Here is a 20,238-nt window from a genome sequence, read left to right on the forward strand (position 1 = left end):
GGCATGGCTACCGACATCGAGGAAACCACCCATGCCGTCGAGGCTGCCGCCGTCATGCGACTGCTTCCGGCCCGGCCCCGGATGCTCGCGCTGGGCGAGCCGACCCACGGCGAGGACACGCTGCTCGACCTGCGCAACGAGCTCTTCCGGCAGCTCGTCGAGCAGGAGGGCTACGGGACGATCGCGATCGAGAGCGACTGCATGACGGGCCTGCTCGTCGACGACTACGTCACCTCGGGCACCGGCACGCTCGACGCGGTCATGGAACACGGCTTCAGCCACGGCTGGGGCGCCTCCGCGGCCAACCGCGAGCTAGTGCGCTGGATGCGCGCCCACAACGACGACCGGCCCGCGTCCGAGCAGCTCCGGTTCGCCGGTTTCGACGGCCCGCTGGAGACTGCCGCCGCCGCAAGCCCCCGGCAGGCCCTCACCGCACTCCACGGCTGCCTCACGGCCCTGGTGGACGCGGACCTGCTCCCCTGCACCGCGGAGACACTCGACCGCCTGCTCGGCGCCGACGAACGGTGGACCGATCCCGCCGCGATGTGGGACCCCTCCCGGTCCGTGGGGCAGTCGGCCGAGGCCAAGGAGCTGCGGCTGCTCGCCGACGATCTGGTGGCGCTGCTCGACGCGCACACCCCGCACCTGATCACGACGGCCTCGCGGGACGACGGGGACCGGGCGCGCCTGTACGGGCGCACGGCGACCGGCCTGCTGCGCTACCACCACTGGATGGCCGACGGCTCATCGGCCCGCCTGGCCCGGCTGGTGGGCCTGCGGGACCAGATGATGGCCGACAACCTCCTCGCCGTCGCCGCCCGGGGCCCGGTACTCGTCCACGCCCACAACTCCCATCTCCAGCGGGAGAAGAGCACGATGCGGATGGGCGGGATGCCGTTGGAGTGGTGGAGCGCCGGTGCGCTGGTGAGCGCCCGGCTCGGCGAGGAGTACGCCTTCGTGGCCACGGCCCTCGGCACGATCCGGCACCAGGGAGTGGACGCGCCGCCGCCGGACACCGTCGAAGGACTCCTGTACGCGCTCCCGGAGGAGCGCTGCGTCATCGACCCCGCACGGCTGTCCACCGCCCTCGGCGACACGCTGCCCGCGCCCCGTGTGTCCCCTTGGTTCGGTTACGCCCCGCTCGACCCGGCGCACCTGGCGGGCAGCGACGGCATCGTCTTCGTGAAGGACGTCCCGCAGACCCCGTGCGACGCTCAGCAGTAGAGCCGTTGACGACCGGGGGTTCGCCTGGATCAGGCCGGATCAGCGAGCCCGGCCTGATCCGAACGAGGCGCTGCCCTCACGCAGGCGGAACCCCGTGACGAGGTCGGGGCTGATCCGGACAGCGCCCGATGCGGTGCCGGCAGCCCAGGGCTGCAGGAGGTGCGCGTACCGCTCGATCTCGCCAGGTTCGGTGACCGCGGTCGCGTAACCGGTGGCGACCACGCTCCACCCCAGGTGGTCACCCGGATCGATGTCGTCGGCCTCGTAGGCGACGACCACGGCTGTGCCCTCCTCGGCGGAGAGCAGGGCGGCGAGCGTCGATCCGTCCTGGACGCGGACGATGATGTCGCCGGCATCGAGCACGTGGTTGACCGGGCGCACGGCGGGCAATGCGTGCCGGGTGAAGACGATCCGGCCCAGTTCGACGGTGCCGAGCAGGTGCAGCGCCTCGTCGGCACCGAGCTCGTCCATCTGCCGTCCCGGGATGCCCGCGGCAGGCGGACCGGCGGTCGCAGCGACCGGGTGGTTCTTCATCGTGGACGTCCTTCGTCGGGCGGGCAGGCCATCTGCTGCCAGGATCTCCGGCGAGCCGGGGGACAGGCATGGGCCGGTCGGACCCCGGACGGGACCACAGGACCCATGCCCGGGGACGGCGGGCAGGCCGAGACCGAAGACGGACTCGACAGGAGGCCGTTCAGCGGAAGTCTCCGCTGATCACCTCCGTACTCCGGGCGGTCGAGGGTGTCATGGACGTCCGTATCGAACTGGACGGAGCCGTCACCGCCTGAGGAAGGGAACCGCTGCCGGAGTCCGGTGCGTGGTCCGGCTGTCCCGCCCACCCGGTGCGTTGCGCACCGTGCTGGGATAATGCGGAAGGCAGGACACGCACGCACCGAACCAGGGGCCGCCATGTCCGACGATCCGAACGTCTCCGCCGAGGCACCGATCAAGGTGTTCCTGCTCGACGACCACGAGGTCGTCCGACGGGGGCTGCGCGACCTCCTCGACGCCGAGCCGGACATCAGCGTCGTGGGCGAGGCCGGCACGGTCGCGCAGGCGCTGGCCCGCGGTCCGGCCCTTCGCCCGGATGTCGCCGTACTCGACGTGCGGCTGCCCGACGGCGACGGCATCACCGTCTGTCGCGAGCTCCGCGCACGGATGCCGGGCCTGGCCTGTCTGATGCTGACCTCGTTCGACGACGAGGACGCCCTGCTGGACGCGATCATGGCCGGTGCGGCCGGGTACGTGCTGAAGCAGATCAAGGGCTCCGACCTGGTCTCCGCCGTACGCACGGTCGCCACCGGGCAGTCCATGCTGGACCCCGCGACCACCGCGCGGCTGATGCGGTCCCTGCGCACCCCCGAAGCGGCGAAGGAACCGGGGGACGACCCCCTGGCGGCCCTGTCCGAACGGGAGCGGGCCGTCCTCGAACTCATCGGCGACGGCCTCACCAACCGGCAGATCGCCAAGCGGCTCTATCTGTCCGAGAAGACGGTCAAGAACCACATCTCACGGCTCCTGGGCAAGCTCGGAGTGGAGCGACGGATCCAGGCCGCGGTGATCGTCGCCCACGTGCACGAGCACGATGCCGTACACGAGCACGATGCCGGGACGGCACAGCGGTAGGACGGCGACCGTCACCGCACGGGCGGGACCACGGGTACCCGCCATTCCAGGCGCGTGCCCCGCTCCCCGTCGCCCCGTGCCGCGACCTCCATCCGGCCGCCCAGCCGTTCGGCACGTGCGGCCAGGTTCCGCAGCCCGCTGCGCCGGCCTCCCTCGGGCAGGCCGATGCCGTTGTCGGTCACGGTGACGGTCAGAGTCCCGTCGGCGGCGGCGATCGCGACCTCGGCCCGGGTGGCCTGGGCATGGCGGGCGACATTGGTGAGGGACTCCCCCACCACGGCCAGGACCTCGTCCGCGACGGCCGACGGTACGTCGGTGTCGATCAGCCCCTCCATGCGCAGGGCCGGGGCGAATCCGAGAGCCGCTGCGGCCTCGTCCAGGGCCTGGACCGTGCGGGAACGCAGCGTGGACGCCTCGCCGGGGGTGTCGTGCTCGCGGAGTCCGAAGATGGTGGACCGGATGATCTTGATGGTGGCGTCGAGGTCGTCCACGGCGCGGGAGAGGCGTTCGGACGCCTCGGGGTGGTCGACGAAGCGCTGGGCGCTCTGGAGTGTCATCCCCGTGGCGAAGAGACGCTGGATGGCCAGGTCGTGCAGGTCGCGGGCGATGCGGTCGTGGTCCTCCAGCAGGCTCATCTGCTCGGCGTCGCGACGCCGGTCGGCAAGCTCCAGCGCAAGGGCTGCCTGACCCGCGAACCCCGGCAGCGCGGCGACCTCCGCACTGGCGAACACGGGGCGGCCGTGGCGCCGGGCCAGGATCAGGACGCCGCTCAGCTTCTCCTCGGTGCCGACGGTCACGGCCACCGCAGGACCGAACCCCGCCCACCTCTCCGGCTGTACGGTGACGCGCGCGTCGGTCGCCACGTCGGGGACCGTGATCAGGCCGTCGCGGGCCGGCACGGCCTCGGCCAGGGTGCCCCGGGTGCTGGGCAGGACGATCCCGCGATGCGCCTCGGCTCCCTCCCCGAGGGCGAGCGAGCCGCGCAGTTCACCGGCGGAGCCGAGCAGATAGAAGACGCCCATGTCCGCGCCGGTGATGTCCTTGGCCCGGTCCAGCATGCCCTCGAGAACCTCGTGCTCGGGCGCTCCCGAGAGCAGGGCGCTGGTGATGTCGGAGCCGGCCTCCAGCCAGCGCTCGCGCAGCCGGACCTCCTCGAAGAGCCGGGCGTTCTCGACGGCGATGCCGGCCGCGACGGCGAGGGTGGACAGGACTGCTTCGTCCTCGGCGTCGAACTCGGCTCCGCCGTGCTTCTCGGTCAGATAGAGGTTGCCGAAGACCTCCTCGCGGACCCGGATCGGGACACCCAGGAAGGAGTGCATCGGCGGGTGATGGGCCGGGAAGCCGTACGAGGCGGGATGCTCGGACAACTCCGACAGCCGGAGCGGCTCCGGGTGGCGGATCAGCTCGCCGAGGATGCCGTGGCCGGAGGGCAGGTCGCCGATCCGGGCGCGGAGCTCGTCGCTGACGCCCACGGGAAGGAACTCGGCCAGCTTCTTGTCGGTCCCGATCACGCCGAGGGCCCCGTACTCCGCGTCCACGAGTACGACGGCGGCTTCGACGATGCCCTGCAGGACCTGGGGCAGGTCGAGTTCCCGGCCGACCGACATGACGGCCTCCAGCAGGCCGTTCAGCCGGTCGCGCGTGCCCCTCACCTCGTCGATCCGCACCTGGAGTTCGTCGAGCAGCTCGTCCAGCCGCAGTCGCGGAACACCGCTCGGGGCGGGCCGGTCGCCTGCGCTCATGCCCCACCTCCTGCCGCCCTACCCGGCGGGCCCGTCCGGTCGGATGATGACGGTCGGGCACGGGGCGTGGAGCGCCGCCTGCTGGCTCACCGAACCGAGCAGGGCCCGGCGGAAGCCACCGCGACCACGGCTGCCCACGACCAGCATGTCCGCCCCCTCTGCGGCGTCCACCAGGGCCTGGGCCGGGTTGCCGCGCACCAGGCTCTCGTGCACCCAGCGCAGTGCGGCCCGGGACGAGGGGGACCCGTCGACTCCCACCACGATCCGGGGAGCCTCCTGCTGCCTGTCCATCCCGATTGCACCCTTCCGACGACTGGTACATCCACAGTGTGCGAACGCGGAACGCGGCGCCACGCGAGACGGTCAGGGCCCCCGCTCCCCCTGTCCGGCGTCCGGGCCGCCGGAGGGCGGCCCGCCGTGGCGGCCCTCGGGCAGCCGGAACCATCGCTCCTGGCCTGCCGCGACACGTTCCTGACGGCCGCCGGGCAGCACCAGGGTCACCGGGGCCAGGAGCGACGACGGGACGCTGAGGCCGAGCCGGCCCGGCTTGAACCGGATCCGGATGTCCGGGTGTCCGAGGTAGCAGACCGAGAACGAGGAGGCGGGCACCTCGGAGAGTGCCACCGGGGTGACGTGCAGGCCGTCGTCGCGGAGCTCGAGTCCGACGATGCCGCGCTCGACGAGGTCGAGGGTGCCTCCCATGGCTCCCAGGTGGATCCCTTCGCCGGTGGTGCCGCCCTGGACGTCGGTGATGTCACTGAGCAGGGCTTCCTGGCAGTAGCGCCAGGCGTCCGGGCCCTGCTCCCGGGCGAGGACCCAGCCGTGCACGAGGCTGCTGAGCGTGGAGCCGTGGCAGGTGCGGCGCAGGTAGTGGGCCACTGTCCTGCGCCAGAGCTCGTCGTCGAGGCGGTGCCCGAGCCGGCCGAACAGTTCGCCGAGTTCCGAGGGGCGGAAGAGGTACCCGAGCATGAGGGTGTCGGCCTGCTTGGACGCCTGGTACCGGTTGGGTGTGTCGCCCTCGGCCTCCAGGATGCGGTCCAGGCGGCGGATGTCGTGGTAGCGGGCGCGGTAGCCGTCCCAGTCGAGCTCGGCGAGGTCTCCGTAGCCGTGGAACTGGCTGATCACGCCGTGATGGAACGGCACGTACAGGCGGTGCGAGACGTCCTCCCAGGAACGGAGGTCGTCGGGGCCGATGCCGAGGTGTGTGAGGAGCTCGGCGCGTCGGGCTGCCGGGAGTTCCCCGTACAGGTCGAGTGCGCGGGCGAGCACCCACGCGGCGGTGACGTTGGTGTAGGCGTTGTCGTCGATGCCGGGTCCGGCGGCGTCCGGGTAGGCGTCGTGGTATTCGTCCGGGCCGACGACGCCGCGGATCCGGTAACGGCCGAGGCCGGTGTCCCAGGCCGCCGCGTCGGCCCAGAAGAGGGCTGTGTTCAGGAGGAGTTCGGCGCCCGGGCCGTGCATGAAGCCGATGTCGCCGGTGGCCTGCCCGTATTGCCACACGTTCCAGGCGACGGCCGAACCCACGTGGTGCTGGAGGTCGGAGTGGTCCGGCAGCCAGCGGCCGGAGTGCGGGTTGAGGTGCAGCTTCTGGGTCTCCTCGACTCCGGAACTGCCGCTCTGCCACGGGAACATCGCGCCCCTGCCCCCGGCCCGACGGGCGGCCTCACGGGCCGCGGCCAGCCGCCGGTGCCGGTACATCAGCAGGGCCCGAGCGGTCCCGGGGAGGTGGCGGGTGAGGTAGGGCAGCACGAACAGCTCGTCCCAGAAGACGTGTCCCCGGTACGCCTCGCCGTGGAGGCCGCGGGCCGGGACGCCGGCGTCGAGCTCCGCGGTGTGCCGGGAGAGGGTCTGCAGCACGTGGAAGGTGTGCAGGCGCAGCACCTCTCCGGTGTCGCCGGGTACCTGCAGCTCCCCTTCGCTCCAGAGGCGCCGCCAGGACGCCCGGTGGGAGGCCAGCAGGGGGGAGAAGTCCGGGGCGTGCGCGGCGCATTCGATGCTCCGCCGTACGGGGTCGGACAGAGGCCGGTCGAGCGAGGTGCACAGGGCGGCGGTCTTCACGACGACGACGGGGGCGGCCCGTTCGATCGGCAGGGCGAACGTCTGTGTGGCGGTGGTGGCCGTGCACGTCCTGTCGGCGGGCGCCGGAGGGCGTGCCGACGTACGGACCGCGAACCCGATCCGTATCCGGGAGGCAGTGGTGGTGCAGCTCAGCCAGGCGGTGCCGTCCGCTTCCACCCCGGCCCGGTGCTCGGCGAGATGCTGTCCGGCCAGGGCCCGGTAGCGCTCGACTCCGGAGTTGGTGACGTCTCCGTCGAGCACGGACGCGACCTCGATCCTGCCGCGCCAGCCGTACGCCCTGAACGCGGTGTTCTGGGCCGCGAGATGCGGGTCGCCCATGTGGACCAGGCGGGTGTGGGTGACTCCCAGGCGGCGGCCCTCGGCATCGCCGTACAGCAGGCGGCGGACGAGCGTACCGGCGCGCAGGTCGAGCGCGACGTGGCTGTGGCGCAGAGTGGGGTGATCCGGCGTGAGCCAGTCGCCGGGCGGTGCTCCCTCGGGCAGACAGCGGTACCGCAGGGCGGTCCAGTCCGGAAGGCGGACCAGGTCCTCGTTGGAGACCGTTCGTCCGCCGACGGAGGAGGTGAGGCGGTCGTAGCAGCCGGCGAGGTAGGTGGCCGGGTAGTGGATGGTGTCGGCGACGGTCTCGGGGGCTGCTCCGCGGGTGGCGAAGCGGCCGTTGCCGAGGGTGCACAGGGACTCGACCAGCCGCTCGGTCCCGGGGTCGTAGCGGTGGTACTCCCAGCGCCAGGGTCTGTTCACGGGCGGTCGCCTCCGAGTGCGGCGGACAGTCCACCGAGGTCGGGGAGGACGAGATGGGCGCCGTGTGCGCGCAGGGCGTCCGTCATCCGGGGGTCGCCCTCGCGGTTGAGCCCCACCACCAGGCGGAAACCCCCTCGGTGCCCCGCCTCGACGCCGACGAGGGCGTCGTCCACCACCGCGGTGTGTGCGGGGGTGGCGCCGAGGCGGCCGGCGGCTTCGAGGAAGAGGGCGGGGTCGGGTTTGCCCGGCAGGGCGAGTGCGGCTGCGTCCCGGCCGTCCACCACCTCGTCGAAGCAGCCGATCAGACCGGCGGACCGCAGGAGGGCACGGGCATGCCGGGAGGCCGAGACGGCCGCGCACCGGACCTCCGTCTCCCGCAGGCGCCGGAGCGCGGGCCGGACGTCCTCGAAGCCGGCGACGCCGTCGGTCCGCACCGCGCGGGTGAAGATCTCCTCCTTGCGGGCGGCGACCGCGTGGACGGTGGCGCATCCGGGCGGATCCTGCGGCGTTCCTGGAGGGAGGCCGATGTGGCGGGAGCCGAGGAAGGCCCGTACGCCGTCGAGCCGGGACCGGCCGTCGACCAGGTCCCGGTAGTCGCGTACGGCGTCGAACGGGCGCGGCCGTTCCCCGGAGGCCGAGGGCCGCCACGCGCGGAGGCAGCCGTCGAAGGTCTCCTTCCAGGCGGCGGCGTGGCGGACTGCCGTGGCCAGGAGCACACCATCGGTGTCGAACACGACCGCACGCAGGTCGTTCATGAGTCGTGCACCACGCGACGGCCGGTGATCCGGACGGGGGTGAGCTTCATCCAGTGGTTGCGCGGGCCGCCGGCCCAGGGCTCGGACCGCGCCGCGGCGTCGAGGTGGTGAAGCCGGTCCGGCTCCGTGACGGCCGCCAGTTCACCCACGGCGAGCACACTCCAGCCGCCGGCCGTCACGTCGTCGATGTTGTCGATCTCGAAGGCGGCCTCGGTCCCTGCCGCTCCGGCCGCGACGGACCCCGCAGAGGTACGGAAGGTGATGTCGGGGCCCGCGACGAGGTAGTTGACGGGGAGGACGGCCGGGCCTTCGGCGGTGAACACCGCGAGGCGGCCCACGCCGTGCGTGTTCAGCAGCCGGCGGCAGTCGGCCTCGTCCAGGGATTCGAGCGCGGTGTCGCGCCGGGCGGTGGCCCGGCCGGCGACGAGGTCGGCGTTCGTGCCGACCAGGTCGTCGACAGTGATGCCGAGGGCGTCGGCCACCCGGACGAGAGTGCCGATGGCGGGACGAGCGGCGTGTTCCTCCAGGTAGGCGATGTAGGTGCCGTCGACATCGGACTGCCGGCCCAGTTCCTCGCGGCTCAGGCCGAGGGCGTCGCGTCGGGCTGCCAGGCGGCGGCCCAGGTCGGTGCGTCCGGTCGTCTCGCCGGACTGCCGCGGTGGGGGGCTCGGCATGCTCTTCACGGCACTCACTGCTCCTGGGGCGGTACGGCGACCGTGTCGTGCTGGGGTCCGCCGAGCACGACCTTGAGGGCGCCGGTGTCGCGGGCGCGGGAGAAGACGTCGTACGCCTCCTCCATCCGGTCCAGCTCGAAGCGGTGGGTGATCAACTCGGCCCCGGGCAGACGGCCGGCGGCCGTCATGCGCAGCAGCATGGGGGTGGAGTAGGTGTCGACGAGCCCGGTGGTGATGGTGACGTCCTTGATCCACAGGTCTTCGAGGTGGAGGACAGCGGGCTTGCCGTGGACGCCGATGTTGGCGACCCGGCCGACGGGTCGCACCATCCGGGTGCACATCTCGAACGCCTCGGGCACACCGACGGCCTCGACGACCACGTCCGCCCCGAGTCCGTCGGTCAGGTCCTCCACGAGCCGCTCGGGCTCCTCGTCCGCGCTGACGGTGGCATCGGCACCGAGCTCGCGCGCGGCGGCGAGCCGGGACGGGGCGAGGTCGACGGCGACGATCCGCCCGGGGCTGTGCAGCCGCGCGGTGGCGATCACGGCCAGCCCGATCGGTCCGGCACCGACCACGACGACCGTGTCGCCCGGGCGCACGTTCCCGTTGAGCACGCCGACCTCGTACGCGGTCGGGAAGATGTCGGCGAACAGGACGGCGTCGGGGCCGGCCAGGGTGCTGGGCAGAGGGTGGACGGAGAGGTCCGCGAAGGGGACGCGTACGTATTCGGCCTGGGTGCCGTCGATGGTGTGGCCGAGGACCCAGCCGCCGCCCCCGCGGCACTGGCCGTAGTGCCCTTCGCGGCAGAAGCGGCACCGGCCGCAGGCGGAGATGCAGGAGACCAGGACGCGGTCGCCGGGGCGGACACTCCGGACGTCACCGCCGGTCTCGACGACGGTGCCGACGGCCTCGTGGCCCAGGATCCGGCCGGGCTCCACCTCGGGTACGTCGCCCTTGACGATGTGCAGGTCGGTGCCGCAGATGGTGACGGCGTCGACCCGGACGATCGCGTCGGCGGCGTCCTTGACGGAAGGGTCCGGGACGTCCTGCCAGGAGGTCTCTCCGGGCCCGTGGAAGACGAGGGCCTTCATGGCGCGGCCTTCTCTCTGTGTGCCGTACGGAAGGGGTCACCGCCAGGGTGTGCCCGCGCCCCTCCGTCCCGCTTGGGCCGGTCGGCCCCTGCCGAGGACCGGTCGGGTCCCTCCTGACAGGCCGTTCCGGTCCGATGACGAAGACCGGCACCGGTCCCGCGAGGAAGCTGCCGCGATGTCCCGGTGGGACCCCGTCCCCGGCCCGCAACCTCGTCGGCTGCGGACTCTTCCAGGGTGTCGCGGACCTGCGCCGCCGCAACCGGGCCACGCTGCACGTCTCACGGCGAGGCTGCCCCAGAGGGCGGCCGGGCGTGGGGTGCGAGAGCGGTGATGGCCGCCGGGGAGACGGCGAGGCCGAAGCCCGTGAAGAGTTCGAAGCGGGCGAGGGTACGTCCCAGGGCATGGGCCGGGGCGAGGCAGACCACGGACACCGCGGCGACGGCCGGGGCGCCCCAGCCGTGTCCCAGGGAAGTGGCCGCGAGGAAGCCGAGGTAGGACACGGTGAGTACCACGCCGGACTCCGGCGTCACACGACATGGCCCCGGTGTTCCGTAGGACCCTGGCTGTCAGTGGCCGTTGGGATACTCGGCGGACACGGCACACCCAGGAGGACCCAGTACCCATGACCGACAAGCAGCAGGCACCGACCGCCGCCGAGCTTCACGAGCTGATGAAGGAACTGCACACTGTGCAAGGACGGGTGCAAGACACCTACCTGCGGCTGTGGTCAGCTCCGGAGACATGCGATGTCGCCTACCAGATCGAGGACGCGGCCGGAGACATCCGCCGCGCCTGGGAGGCGCTGGAAAGGATTTCAGGAAGCTTCACCCGCGTCTACGTCATTCCTGGAACCGAGAGCCTGTGCGGAGTGCCGTGGGGTGTCTGCCCGGACCACGGGAACACCCTTCGCGTCAGAGGCAGGAAAACCTGGTGCACGGTTGCGGAGTGCTCACACAAGTGGGCCTACGACAAGCTCAGCAACCCATGCGCCGAGCCCGTGACCGAAACGGTCACGGACGCTCGTGGAAAGTCGTTTCTGGCCTGCCGGGCACACGCGAGGGACGCGGAGAAGCGGTTGTAGGGCCTCGCCGGTCCGGTCCGGTCCGTGCTGGCTGACTGCAGCCTGAGGCGTCGGCTACCCGGCGGCGTCTGTGGGAGGAGTTGCAACGGGTCCGGGACCGGCTCAACCGTGAGGGCACGCTGCCGGTCCACGGCGCCCGCGTCACCATCACTCCCGACGGTGAGACGACCCTGACCCGCGGGTCCTGGTCCGTCACCCTGTAGCCAGGATCAGCCATCGGCCCACCGCGGGCATGCACACCAGGCCCACGACGACGCCGATCGTCATGGCGACGCCGGATCTTGGTGGTGGCTGGCATGGCGTCAACGGTGCGGGCGTGCCTCCGCACCGGGTGCGTCGGTTGACGGACACCGTCAACCGACGACGTCAGCGGCCGTCCGGTCGGTGATGATGAGGGGGTGACCTTGAGGATCGACATCAGCGAACTGCCGCCCGAGCGGCTGCGGTTCGTCGCCTCCCCGCTGGCAGAACTGACCGCGATGCTGCACGTCCTGGCAGAACCGGGCCATCATCCGCAGTTCTCCGACTGGGCCGCGGACGTCCGGGCGGGGATGCGGCCGGAGCTGGCCGAGCGGTTGCGGGAGGCGGAGTTCCTCTGGCGTTCCTCACAGGCCGACTTCCTGCTCCCCGCGCGGCCCCGGCCGACCCTCGTCGAGGAGCTGGACGACGTGGACCGGATCGACGACGAGTCGTACGTGACCGCCGCGCTCGGCACGACGTGCGGCAGCAAACGGGTCCCCGTCGCCTCGCCGTCACCGCTCACCGACGCGACCGCGCGCCGGCGGGCCCTGCACCTGGCCCAGGCCCGTGGCGCACGGCAAGAGGCATTCTCGGAGCGGCTGTTGGCGGATCCGTCCGCGGTACGGGAGCGGGTGCGCCACACCCTCGAACAGTGCGCCGACGCCTTCTTCGACACCGCCTGGACCAGCGCAGCCGCGCAACTCGCCACCGACCTGCGCCTGAAGAACGACCTGCTGAGGCGCCAGGGCATCGGGGCGGCCCTCGCATCGGTCTCCGGCTCGGTCACCCTGTCACCGGACGGCGACCACATCGTCGTGGACAAGCTGCAGGACAGGGCGACCGCCGCCCACACCAACGGGGTCACTTTCATCCCCAGTGTCTTCGGCCGCCCGCACCTGGTGGTGGTCCACGCGCCCGGTTGGCAGCCGGTGGTCCAGTACCCCGTCGCCGAGCCCGGGCCGTCCGAGCCGGTGTCGCTGGAAACGGTCACCCTGCGGCTGGAGGCTCTCGCCCATCCGGTACGGCTGCGCCTCCTGCGCACCCTGGCCCGCGGCCCGCACACCACCGGCGAGCTGGCCCACACCTGGGAACTCTCGCCCCCGGAGGTGTCCCGCCACCTCGCCGTCCTGCGCCGCGCGGGCCTGCTCACGGCCCGACGGCACGGCCGCTACATCCGCTACACCCTCAATCTGCCCGATCTGTCGGCGCTGGGCGCCGACCTGCTGGCGGCCGTTCTGCGCTGAGCGCGTGCGGCCTTCCCGGCACGCGGGGCGCTCACCGCCTGACCCGTGGCATCCCCAGACCGATCCAGGAGATGATCTCCCGCTGGATCTCGTTGTTGCCGCCGCCGAAGGTGAAGATGACGGCCGACCGGTAGCCGCGTTCGAGTTCCCCGTGCAGGACCGCACCGGCCGAACCCTCCTTGAGCGGGCCCGCCGAGCCGACGATCTCCATGAGCCAGGCATAGGCGTCCCGGCGCGCCTCGGAGCCGTACACCTTCACGGCCGACGCGTCGTGCGGGGTGAGGGTGGCGTGCTGGAGTGCCGACACCATCTGCCAGTTGAGGAGCTTCATGGCGTCCAGGCGGGTGTGCGTGCGGGCCAGCCGGGAGCGGACCCAGCCGAGGTCGATGACCCGGCGGCCGTCGGCCAGCTTCGTTTCCGCGGCCCAGCGCTGGACGTTGTGGAGCGCGCGTACGGCCATGGTGCCGTGGGCGGCGAGTGTCACGCGTTCGTGGTTGAGCTGGTTGGTGATGAGCCGCCAGCCCTTGTTCTCCTCGCCGACGCGGTGGGAGACGGGGACCCGGATGTCCTCGTAGTAGCTCGCGGTGGTGTCGTGCGAGGCCAGGGTGTTGATCACCGTGCAGGAGTATCCCGGATCGCTCGTCGGCACGAGCAGCATCGTGATGCCCTTGTGCGGCGGGGCGTCCTGGTCGGTGCGCGCGGCGAGCCACACCCAGTCGGCGGTGTCGCCGTTGGTGGTCCAGATCTTCTGCCCGTTGACGACGTACTCGTCCCCGTCGCGCACCGCCCGCGTCCTGAGGGCCGCGAGGTCGGTGCCGGCCTCGGGTTCGCTGTAGCCGATCGCGAAGTCGATCTCGCCCGCGAGGATCTTCGGCAGGAAGTCCGACTTCTGCGCGTCGGTACCGAACTGCATGATCGTGGGGCCGACGGTGTTGAGGGCCATCAGGGGCAGTGGTACGCCCGCCTGCGCCGCCTCGTCGAAGAAGATGAACTGTTCCACCGGGGAGAGACCGCGTCCGCCGTACTCCTTCGGCCAGCCGACGCCGAGCCAGCCGTCGGCGCCCAGGCGGCGGACCGTCTCGCGGTAGAAGCGCTTCTGCGCGGCGGGCTCGGCGTACCGCGCGTAGGCGTTGTCGGGCACCAGCGCGGCGAAGCAGGTGCGCAGTTCCTCGCGCAACCGCTGCTGCTCAGGCGTGTATTCGAGGTGCACGGCCCCTCCAGGTGTCTCGCGGTCGCGTCGCCCGTGTGCGGCGGCGCACACAGTAGAACGTGTTGCAAGAATCCGGAAGGGCCGCGGAGCCCGACGGCTGTCAGCGCTTGACGGCGCGCAGGACCACGAACTTCGGGTCCCCCGCGATGGTGGTGCAGTTGCCGAAGATCCGGCGCAGCAGGACGTGGTAGCTGAGGTGCCGGTTGCCGACCACCCACAGCTCGCCGCCCTGCCGCAGTGCGGTACGGGCTCCGACGAACATGTTCCGGGCGGTGGCGTCGGTGGTCGCCTGGTGGGAGTGGAACGGCGGGTTGTTGAGCACGAGGTCCACGCTCCCCCGCTCCACACCGTCCAGCCCGTCGCCGACGACGAAACCGGCCTCCGCGTCCGGGCCGAGGTTGTCCCGGAAGGTCTCCTCGGCGGAGGCGACCGCCAGATACGACTCGTCGACGAAGGTGACCGCGGCCTCGGGGTTGGCCAGGGCCGCGGCGACTCCGAGGACACCGTTTCCGCAGCCGAGGTCGACGACGCGGTCCGGGCCCGTCCGCGCGGGCATGTGGTTCAGGAAGAACCGCGTGCCGATGTCGAGCCGCTCGGCGCAGAAGATCCCGGCGTGGTTGGTGACCGTGCGCCCGGAGGCGATACCGACGTCGGCGGGCAGGTCGTAGCGGTACGGCCACGGGCTGGGCGTGCGGGACAGCTCGGGGTCCGGGGTGCAGAAGATCAGCCTGGCCTTCTTCACCGCCAGGGAGGTGCGGGTCGGCCCGATGATCCGCTCGAAGAGCTTGAGCGTGGAGGTGTGGATCTCCTTGACCATGCCGGTCCCGATGACCACGGTCCCGGCGTGGACGGCGGGCGCCAGGCGGTGCAGCTGGTCCTCCAGGAGCGCGAGGCTCTTGGGTACCCGCACCAGCAGGACGTCGATCCGGTCCGGCGGGGTGTCGAGGGCCGACAGGAGTCGCACGGAGTCCTCGCCGGCGCCGCTCCGGGCGAGGTTCGCCAGGGTGGCGCGCTGCGCGAGGTACGAGTCGGTGATCTGCACGGGACCGTGCTCCGCGAGCACGGTGGTCAGCGCGCCCCAGCGGTCGCCCACCACGGCGACGGTGCCGGACAGGTCGACCGGCGCGGCGTCGTCGATCCCCTCCAGCTGCCGCAGCAGGTACTCATCGGCGGCGTCCCACGCACGGAACGGGTCGCGGGGGTTCTCGGGGAAGCGGGCGAGGTCGAATCCGCCCTGTGACGTCGTCAAACGATTCATTGTGCACTCAGGCTAACCGAGTGTCCGGGGAGCGCCCCACACACTCCCCGTCCACGGCGGCGGCGCGGCCCGCCCGGACCCCGGCAGCCTCCACCTGCCGGAGCCCTGCGGACGCCGCCTACGGAAGCCGCTTGTCGATCGCCGCCCGGCCCTCAGCGGCGATCCTGCCTCGTGCCCACTTCAGATTCTCCGGGGTGAGGTCCCGCCCGGAGGCGAGGACCAGATCCTCGGCGCTCGGATGGTCGCTCCCGCCGCTGTGCAGCAGGCGGTCGGGAGTGACCCCCCGGACCTCCGGCACGGTCACAGATACGGATTCGGGCTCTTCGCTCATGCCGCCTCCTCGTCCTTGCGGCAATTCTCGCGCCGCGCGGGCGTCACCGCATCCGATGCCCGCGGACCCTTGCGCGCAGGGCGATCCGGCCCCGGGAAGGGCACCCGGCAGGGGCACGAGCAGCGGTGACGGAACTCTCGGCCACACCCCCACTTGACCTGCACATGATGGGTACGCAGCGTTCACACACCGGGCACGGTGCGTGTGGAAGGCTCCCGGCTGAGCAGCCTTCGCACGACCACCGCGACCCGCGCCCCACAGAAGCGGATCCGCGGTGCCACCGTTTCCGGAGAGGACACCCCACATGTCCGTTCGTCCCCGTATCTACGCGCGTCCACTGCTGGCCGCCATGGCCTCCGTCGCCGTGCTCGCCGGTACCGCCGCCGCGGCGCCGGCCGCCCCGGCCCAGGCCCGCACGGCCTCCGCGGCCCTCGACGACACGTACTACCAGGCCGCACTCGGCAAGACCGGCCCCGAGCTCGAAGCCGCCCTGCACACCATCATCAGCAGCCAGACCAAGCTGACCTACAGCCAGGTGTGGGACGCGCTCAAGGACACCGACGAGGACCCGGCCAACTCCTCGAACGTGATCCTCCTCTACACCGGCCGCTCGCAGTCCAAGAACGAGAACGGCGGCGACGCCGACCAGTGGAACCGCGAGCACGTCTGGGCCAAGTCGCACGGTGACTTCGGCACCGCGACCGGCCCCGGCACCGACATCCACCACCTGCGCCCTGAGGACGTCTCGGTCAACTCCACGCGGGGCAACAAGGACTTCGACAACGGCGGCAGCCAACTGGGCGAGGCTCCGGGCAACTACACCGACAGCGACTCCTTCGAACCGCGCGACGCCGTGAAGGGCGATGTCGCCCGCATGATCCTGTACATGGCGGTGCGCTACGAGGGCGACGACTCCTTCGCCGACCTCGAACCGAACGAGAACGTGAACAACGGCTCGGCCCCGTACATCGGCAGGCTCTCCGTACTCAAGCAGTGGAACCAGGAGGACCCGCCGGACAGCTTCGAACAGCGCCGCAACGACGTCGTCTTCGACCGGTACCAGCACAACCGGAACCCCTTCATAGACCACCCCGAATGGGTCGAGGCCATCTGGTAGCCGGACCACCCGGCCGCCCGGTCCGTACGGGTCGGCGGCCGGCACCGGCTCAGTCGTCCTCCGCGAGGGCGTGTGCGCAGCGTTCGACGGCCTCCTCGCGGGAGGCGAAGCGCGGCAGGTCCTGGCCGGTGCGCTCCCGGGTGAGACCCGGCGGTCCGAGCCGGCCGTCGGGGTCGACCACGGCAGCGCGCCGCCCGTCGGACGCCAGCCGGGCCAGTCCCGCATGCAGCATGGCGAGCGCCACGCTGTCGATGCCGGTCACCTCGCGCAGGTCGAGCACCACCGATCCGGTCCGCTCCGGACCGGAGTCGTCCAGGGCGAACAGCACCCGTTCCGCGGCGGTGAAGTCGAGCGCGCCCTGAGCGGCGACGACACCCACCCGCTCGCGCAGGGCGCGCTCGCGCCGCCCCGCCGGCGCGGTGGGCAGGTCGTCCGCGGTGGTGGCCAGTGTGACGGTGGATCCGGGGAGCGCCGGGTTGTTCATGAGGTGGAGCCCGAACCGAAGCGAGAGTTCGACGAGCGCGGCGTGCCCGCGCACCGACGTGCCGGTCGAGTCCAGCGGCGGACTGTACGCGGCGAGTCCGAAGCGCGCCGGTCCGGCGGCGATCAGACCGCCCGACACCCCGCTCTTGGCCGGCAGCCCGACCCGGAGCAGCCAGTCGCCGGACGAGTTGTACATCCCGCAGGTGGCCATGACCGCGAGGACCTGCGCCGCGACGGCCGGCGTGACGACGGCTTCGCCGGTGACGGGGTTGACGCCGCCGTGGGCGAGGGTCGCCGCCATCGTGGCGAGGTCGACGGCCGTGGCCCGTACGGCGCACTGCCGGAAGTACGTCTCCACCGCCGCCACCGGGTCGAAGGGGAGGGGCCCTGCGCTGCGGATCAGATAGGCGAGCGCCCGGTTCCGGTCCCCGCTCGTGGCCTCGGATGCGTACACCTCCTCGTCCACGTCGAGGTCCCGGCCGGCGAACCGGCCGAGGCACCCCAGGATCCGGTCGAACGCCGACGCACCCGGGATGCCGGGGATCAGCGCGGTCGTGACGATGGCGCCCGCGTTGACCATGGCATTGGCCGGCCGGCCGGTCCGCGGCTCCAGGCTGATGGCGTTGAACGCCTCTCCGCTGGGTTCGGCGTTCACCCAGCGGCCCACCTCGTCCAGGCCGAGCAGGGACAGGGCCAGGGCGTAGACGAAGGGCTTGGAGACGGACTGCAGGCTGAAGGCGACGTCCGCGTCACCGGTGCTGTAGCGATGGCCGTCCATACTGACGAGGGCGAGCCCGAAAGCGTCCGGGTCCGCCTGGGCCAGCCGGGGGATGTAGTCGGCGGGACGCCCCTCCCGGACTCCGGCGAACCGGCGGTGCAGTTCGCCGAGCGCGTCGGTCACCGCGTCGGTGGCGCTCACCCGGGCCGGGCCCTCAGCCGCGCTCGGCCTGGGCGACCCGGGGGAACGTCTTGACGCCCGCGGCCTTGCGACTGGTGGCCTGCTTGCTGACGGTGCGGCCGGGCGGTGCGTCCTCGAAGCCGACGACGGCGGAGTCCAGGACGTCCCCGTTCGCGTCCACGAACTCCACGCGGACGGCGTAGAAGGCTTCCTGGTCGGTGGAGTTGGTGACCCTGACGAGAGCGCTGCGGAAGGTCTCGGACGCGGAGACCGGCTGGCCCGTCACCGAGACGTCCTGGACCGCGTTGCCCCGGCCGTCGGCACCTTCGAGGAGCTCGGTGGCCTCGGCCCTGACCCGTTCGAGCTCGGCGGAGACGGACGCCTCCAGGCTTTCCTGGGTCTGCGGGGTCGCCGAGGCGGAGGGCGAGGCGACGGAGGGAGAGGCGGGCTGCTCGGGAGTGAGCGTACGGACGCTGGTGGACGTGCCTTCCGAGCTGGTGTCGCTGTCGCAGGCGGTGGTCCCGCCGACGATCGCCGCAGTGAGCGCGGCGGGGACGAGGAGGCGGGCCGCGAGGGGCCGGTTCGGTTTCACAGACACTCCGTCTTCGGTGTGGGGGTGAGCGGGGAGGGGGTCATTCCGCTTCGTCACCGAAGATGTCGCGGAGTTTCGCCTCGCGCGCGGTGTCCAGGTTGCTGTGCAGCAGTTCGGCGCCGTCCCCCGGAAGCGCGCTGCTGATCCGGTCGGGGACCTCGTCCGTCGTGAGCAGGAACAGCGCCGAAGTACCGGGGGTCACCTGCTGCTTGACCTCCGCGATGAAGTCGTCGTCGATGCCGATGTCGGCGAGTTTGCCGCCCAGCGCGCCGGCCGCGGCACCGATGGCCGCGCCGAGGAGCGGCATCAGGAAGATGAGCCCGAAGAGCATGCCCCAGAACGTCCCGCTCAGCGCACCGGCACCCACCAGGTTGCGCAGCTGCTTCGTCCGGGGCTTGGGCCGGTCGGCAGGCCAGGTCACCACGGCGGCGTCGAGGATCTTGACCAGCCCCTCCTTCTGGAGCGACTTCAGCGTCGTCTCGACGTTCTCCGCGGCATCCGCCGAAGGGAACTTCCACACGGTCAGCGTGGACATCGCATGCACCTCCATGTCACAAAACGACCAACTCGCTCATATTAGGTTCAACCGATATGAATTGACTCGTCGAATCACCCGCTCCTCCCGGGAGCGGAAGACCTGCACCTCGGACACGAACCCCCTGGGAGGGAACGATGGATACGGACGCCCTGACCACCGGCCTGCTGCAGGACCTGCGGGCGACACGGCCCTATCCGGCCCTGTCCCTGACGATGCCGACCCACCGCCGCGCGCCTGAGAACGCCCAGGACGCCGTCCGGCTGCGCAACCTGGTGGCGGAGGCGTCGAACCGCCTGGAGGCCGACCCGGACGTGTCGCGCGAGGTCCGGGCCGCCATCAAGGAGCAGCTGGACCGGGCGGTCGCCGAGGTGGACCCGCGCCGGGCGCTCGAATCCCTCGTCGTACTCGCCACCGCCGACGAGTACCAGATCTGGCAACTGCCGCGTACCGCACCCGAACGTGTGATCCTCAGCGACACCTATCTCACCCGGAACCTGGTCGCCGCCAAGGCCCAGGCGACGCCGTTCTGGGCGTTGACCGTGTCCGCGGAGCACGCCACGCTCTGGAGCGGCACGACGGACGCGGTCCACCAGGAGGAGCGGTCCGGATTCCCGCTGAAGGCTCCGCACGAGGCGCCGAACCCGCAGCGCGAGGAGCGGATCGGCGACACCCCCAGCACGTTCAGCAACGAGGACACCCGCCAGTTCCTGCGCACCGTCGACGAGCAGCTGCGCACGCTGCTGGCCGCCGATCCCCGCCCGTTGTACCTGGTGGGACTCGCCCCCGCGCTCGCGATGCTGGACGAGGTGGGCGAGGCGTCGAAGTCCGCGGCCGGCCGGGTCACCAAGGGCGCGCCGGCCGACACGGCACCGGCCGAACTCCTCAAGGAGCTGCGTCCCGCGCTCGACAGCCACCGCAAGCGGACCGCCGAGGAGATCGAGGGCAGGCTCGACGTCGCCCGCGGCAGCCGCTCGTTCGCCGGCGGCCTCGACGAGGTGTGGGCCGCGGTACGGGAGGGCAGGGCCGGCCTGGTCGCGGTGGAGGAGCACTTCCAGACGACCGTCGAGGTCACCGACGAGCACCTGGAGCCGGTGGCCCCCGGAGCCGTCCAGGGAGCGACCGGCGACATCCGCGAGGACATCGTCGACGAGCTCATCGAAGCGGCCCTGAACAGCGGTTCCGAGGTGGTGTTCCTGGCCGACGACTCACTCTCCGAGCACGGAGGGATCGCGGCGGCACTGCGGTACTGAACGCGGGGGCAACGGGAGTACCCGCACGGCGAACGTGTGACCTCGCGTGTCCCTGCCGGGTGAT

At 71.8% G+C, this 20,238-nt stretch carries 20 protein-coding genes and 1 pseudogene; 7 read left to right on the forward strand and 14 right to left on the reverse strand.

Annotated features, from left to right (window positions below; genetic code table 11):
* The first annotated feature begins 3 nt into the window (after positions 1-3).
* The gene (locus OG230_RS01925) at positions 4-1,224 is read left to right on the forward strand and encodes an erythromycin esterase family protein (protein ID WP_328908374.1); all 1,221 of its coding nucleotides are present in this window, start codon (positions 4-6) and stop codon (positions 1,222-1,224) included.
* A 39-nt stretch (positions 1,225-1,263) separates the two neighbouring features.
* On the opposite strand, the gene OG230_RS01930 is transcribed toward OG230_RS01925, so the two are convergent.
* Entirely contained in the window at positions 1,264-1,758 is a 495-nt protein-coding gene (locus OG230_RS01930) for a pyridoxamine 5'-phosphate oxidase family protein (protein ID WP_328908375.1), read from the reverse strand.
* A 375-nt stretch (positions 1,759-2,133) separates the two neighbouring features.
* On the opposite strand from OG230_RS01930, the gene OG230_RS01935 reads away from it, so the two are divergent.
* The gene (locus OG230_RS01935; protein WP_328908376.1) at positions 2,134-2,850 is read left to right on the forward strand and encodes a response regulator transcription factor; all 717 of its coding nucleotides are present in this window, start codon (positions 2,134-2,136) and stop codon (positions 2,848-2,850) included.
* Positions 2,851-2,861: 11 nt separating this feature from the next.
* Here the strand turns inward: OG230_RS01935 and OG230_RS01940 are convergent, their stop codons facing one another.
* From OG230_RS01940 to OG230_RS01970, 7 genes and pseudogenes are all read right to left on the reverse strand, one after another.
* Positions 2,862-4,592 (reverse strand): sensor histidine kinase, encoded by a 1,731-nt coding sequence (locus tag OG230_RS01940; protein WP_328908377.1) that lies wholly within the window; start codon positions 4,590-4,592, stop codon positions 2,862-2,864.
* Between the two features lie 18 nt (positions 4,593-4,610).
* A complete protein-coding gene (locus OG230_RS01945; RefSeq protein WP_328908378.1) occupies positions 4,611-4,883 on the reverse strand; it encodes a universal stress protein in 273 nt (90 codons plus the stop codon).
* A 72-nt stretch (positions 4,884-4,955) separates the two neighbouring features.
* Positions 4,956-7,412 (reverse strand): glycoside hydrolase family 65 protein, encoded by a 2,457-nt coding sequence (locus OG230_RS01950; RefSeq protein WP_328908379.1) that lies wholly within the window; start codon positions 7,410-7,412, stop codon positions 4,956-4,958.
* A complete protein-coding gene (locus OG230_RS01955; RefSeq protein WP_328908380.1) occupies positions 7,409-8,167 on the reverse strand; it encodes an HAD family hydrolase in 759 nt (252 codons plus the stop codon). The genes OG230_RS01950 and OG230_RS01955 overlap by 4 nt, the downstream gene beginning before the upstream one ends.
* A complete protein-coding gene (locus tag OG230_RS01960; protein WP_328908381.1) occupies positions 8,164-8,841 on the reverse strand; it encodes a helix-turn-helix domain-containing protein in 678 nt (225 codons plus the stop codon). The genes OG230_RS01955 and OG230_RS01960 overlap by 4 nt, the downstream gene beginning before the upstream one ends.
* Before the next feature lie 14 nt (positions 8,842-8,855).
* Positions 8,856-9,932, reverse strand: coding sequence for a zinc-dependent alcohol dehydrogenase family protein (locus tag OG230_RS01965; RefSeq protein ID WP_328908382.1), 1,077 nt, complete (start codon positions 9,930-9,932; stop codon positions 8,856-8,858).
* Positions 9,933-10,214: 282 nt separating this feature from the next.
* A pseudogene (locus OG230_RS01970) lies at positions 10,215-10,450 on the reverse strand (MFS transporter); the annotation flags it as partial.
* A gap of 104 nt (positions 10,451-10,554) precedes the next feature.
* Between OG230_RS01970 and OG230_RS01975 the strand changes: the two are divergent.
* From OG230_RS01975 to OG230_RS01985, 3 genes are all read left to right on the forward strand, one after another.
* Positions 10,555-11,013: a hypothetical protein gene (locus OG230_RS01975; protein WP_328908383.1), complete on the forward strand. Its 459-nt coding sequence runs from the start codon at positions 10,555-10,557 to the stop codon at positions 11,011-11,013.
* Between the two features lie 80 nt (positions 11,014-11,093).
* Entirely contained in the window at positions 11,094-11,216 is a 123-nt protein-coding gene (locus OG230_RS01980; RefSeq protein ID WP_328908384.1) for a hypothetical protein, read from the forward strand.
* Between the two features lie 195 nt (positions 11,217-11,411).
* Positions 11,412-12,497, forward strand: coding sequence for a helix-turn-helix domain-containing protein (locus tag OG230_RS01985; protein WP_328908385.1), 1,086 nt, complete (start codon positions 11,412-11,414; stop codon positions 12,495-12,497).
* 31 nt (positions 12,498-12,528) lie between these two features.
* Here OG230_RS01985 and OG230_RS01990 read toward each other — a convergent pair whose 3' ends face one another.
* The 3 genes from OG230_RS01990 to OG230_RS02000 all read right to left on the reverse strand — a co-directional run bounded on the left by OG230_RS01990 (position 12,529) and on the right by OG230_RS02000 (position 15,296).
* Entirely contained in the window at positions 12,529-13,707 is a 1,179-nt protein-coding gene (locus OG230_RS01990) for an acyl-CoA dehydrogenase family protein (protein ID WP_328908386.1), read from the reverse strand.
* A 100-nt stretch (positions 13,708-13,807) separates the two neighbouring features.
* Positions 13,808-14,965, reverse strand: coding sequence for a methyltransferase (locus tag OG230_RS01995; protein ID WP_328908387.1), 1,158 nt, complete (start codon positions 14,963-14,965; stop codon positions 13,808-13,810).
* A gap of 118 nt (positions 14,966-15,083) precedes the next feature.
* A complete protein-coding gene (locus OG230_RS02000) occupies positions 15,084-15,296 on the reverse strand; it encodes a hypothetical protein (protein WP_328908388.1) in 213 nt (70 codons plus the stop codon).
* A gap of 304 nt (positions 15,297-15,600) precedes the next feature.
* Here OG230_RS02000 and OG230_RS02005 point away from each other — a divergent pair, with 304 nt between their 5' ends.
* Positions 15,601-16,413: an endonuclease I family protein gene (locus OG230_RS02005; RefSeq protein ID WP_328908389.1), complete on the forward strand. Its 813-nt coding sequence runs from the start codon at positions 15,601-15,603 to the stop codon at positions 16,411-16,413.
* A 49-nt stretch (positions 16,414-16,462) separates the two neighbouring features.
* On the opposite strand, the gene glsA is transcribed toward OG230_RS02005, so the two are convergent.
* The 3 genes from glsA to OG230_RS02020 are packed head-to-tail and all read right to left on the reverse strand — an operon-like array spanning position 16,463 to position 18,921.
* Positions 16,463-17,815: a glutaminase A gene (gene glsA, locus OG230_RS02010; RefSeq protein ID WP_328908390.1), complete on the reverse strand. Its 1,353-nt coding sequence runs from the start codon at positions 17,813-17,815 to the stop codon at positions 16,463-16,465.
* Positions 17,816-17,828: 13 nt separating this feature from the next.
* Positions 17,829-18,386, reverse strand: coding sequence for a hypothetical protein (locus tag OG230_RS02015; RefSeq protein ID WP_328908391.1), 558 nt, complete (start codon positions 18,384-18,386; stop codon positions 17,829-17,831).
* A 40-nt stretch (positions 18,387-18,426) separates the two neighbouring features.
* Entirely contained in the window at positions 18,427-18,921 is a 495-nt protein-coding gene (locus tag OG230_RS02020) for a DUF1269 domain-containing protein (RefSeq protein WP_328908392.1), read from the reverse strand.
* A gap of 137 nt (positions 18,922-19,058) precedes the next feature.
* On the opposite strand from OG230_RS02020, the gene OG230_RS02025 reads away from it, so the two are divergent.
* Entirely contained in the window at positions 19,059-20,174 is a 1,116-nt protein-coding gene (locus OG230_RS02025) for a baeRF3 domain-containing protein (protein WP_328908393.1), read from the forward strand.
* Positions 20,175-20,238 lie beyond the last annotated feature (64 nt).

The sequence above is a fragment of the Streptomyces sp. NBC_00234 genome (assembly GCF_036195325.1).
Classification (GTDB): domain Bacteria; phylum Actinomycetota; class Actinomycetes; order Streptomycetales; family Streptomycetaceae; genus Streptomyces.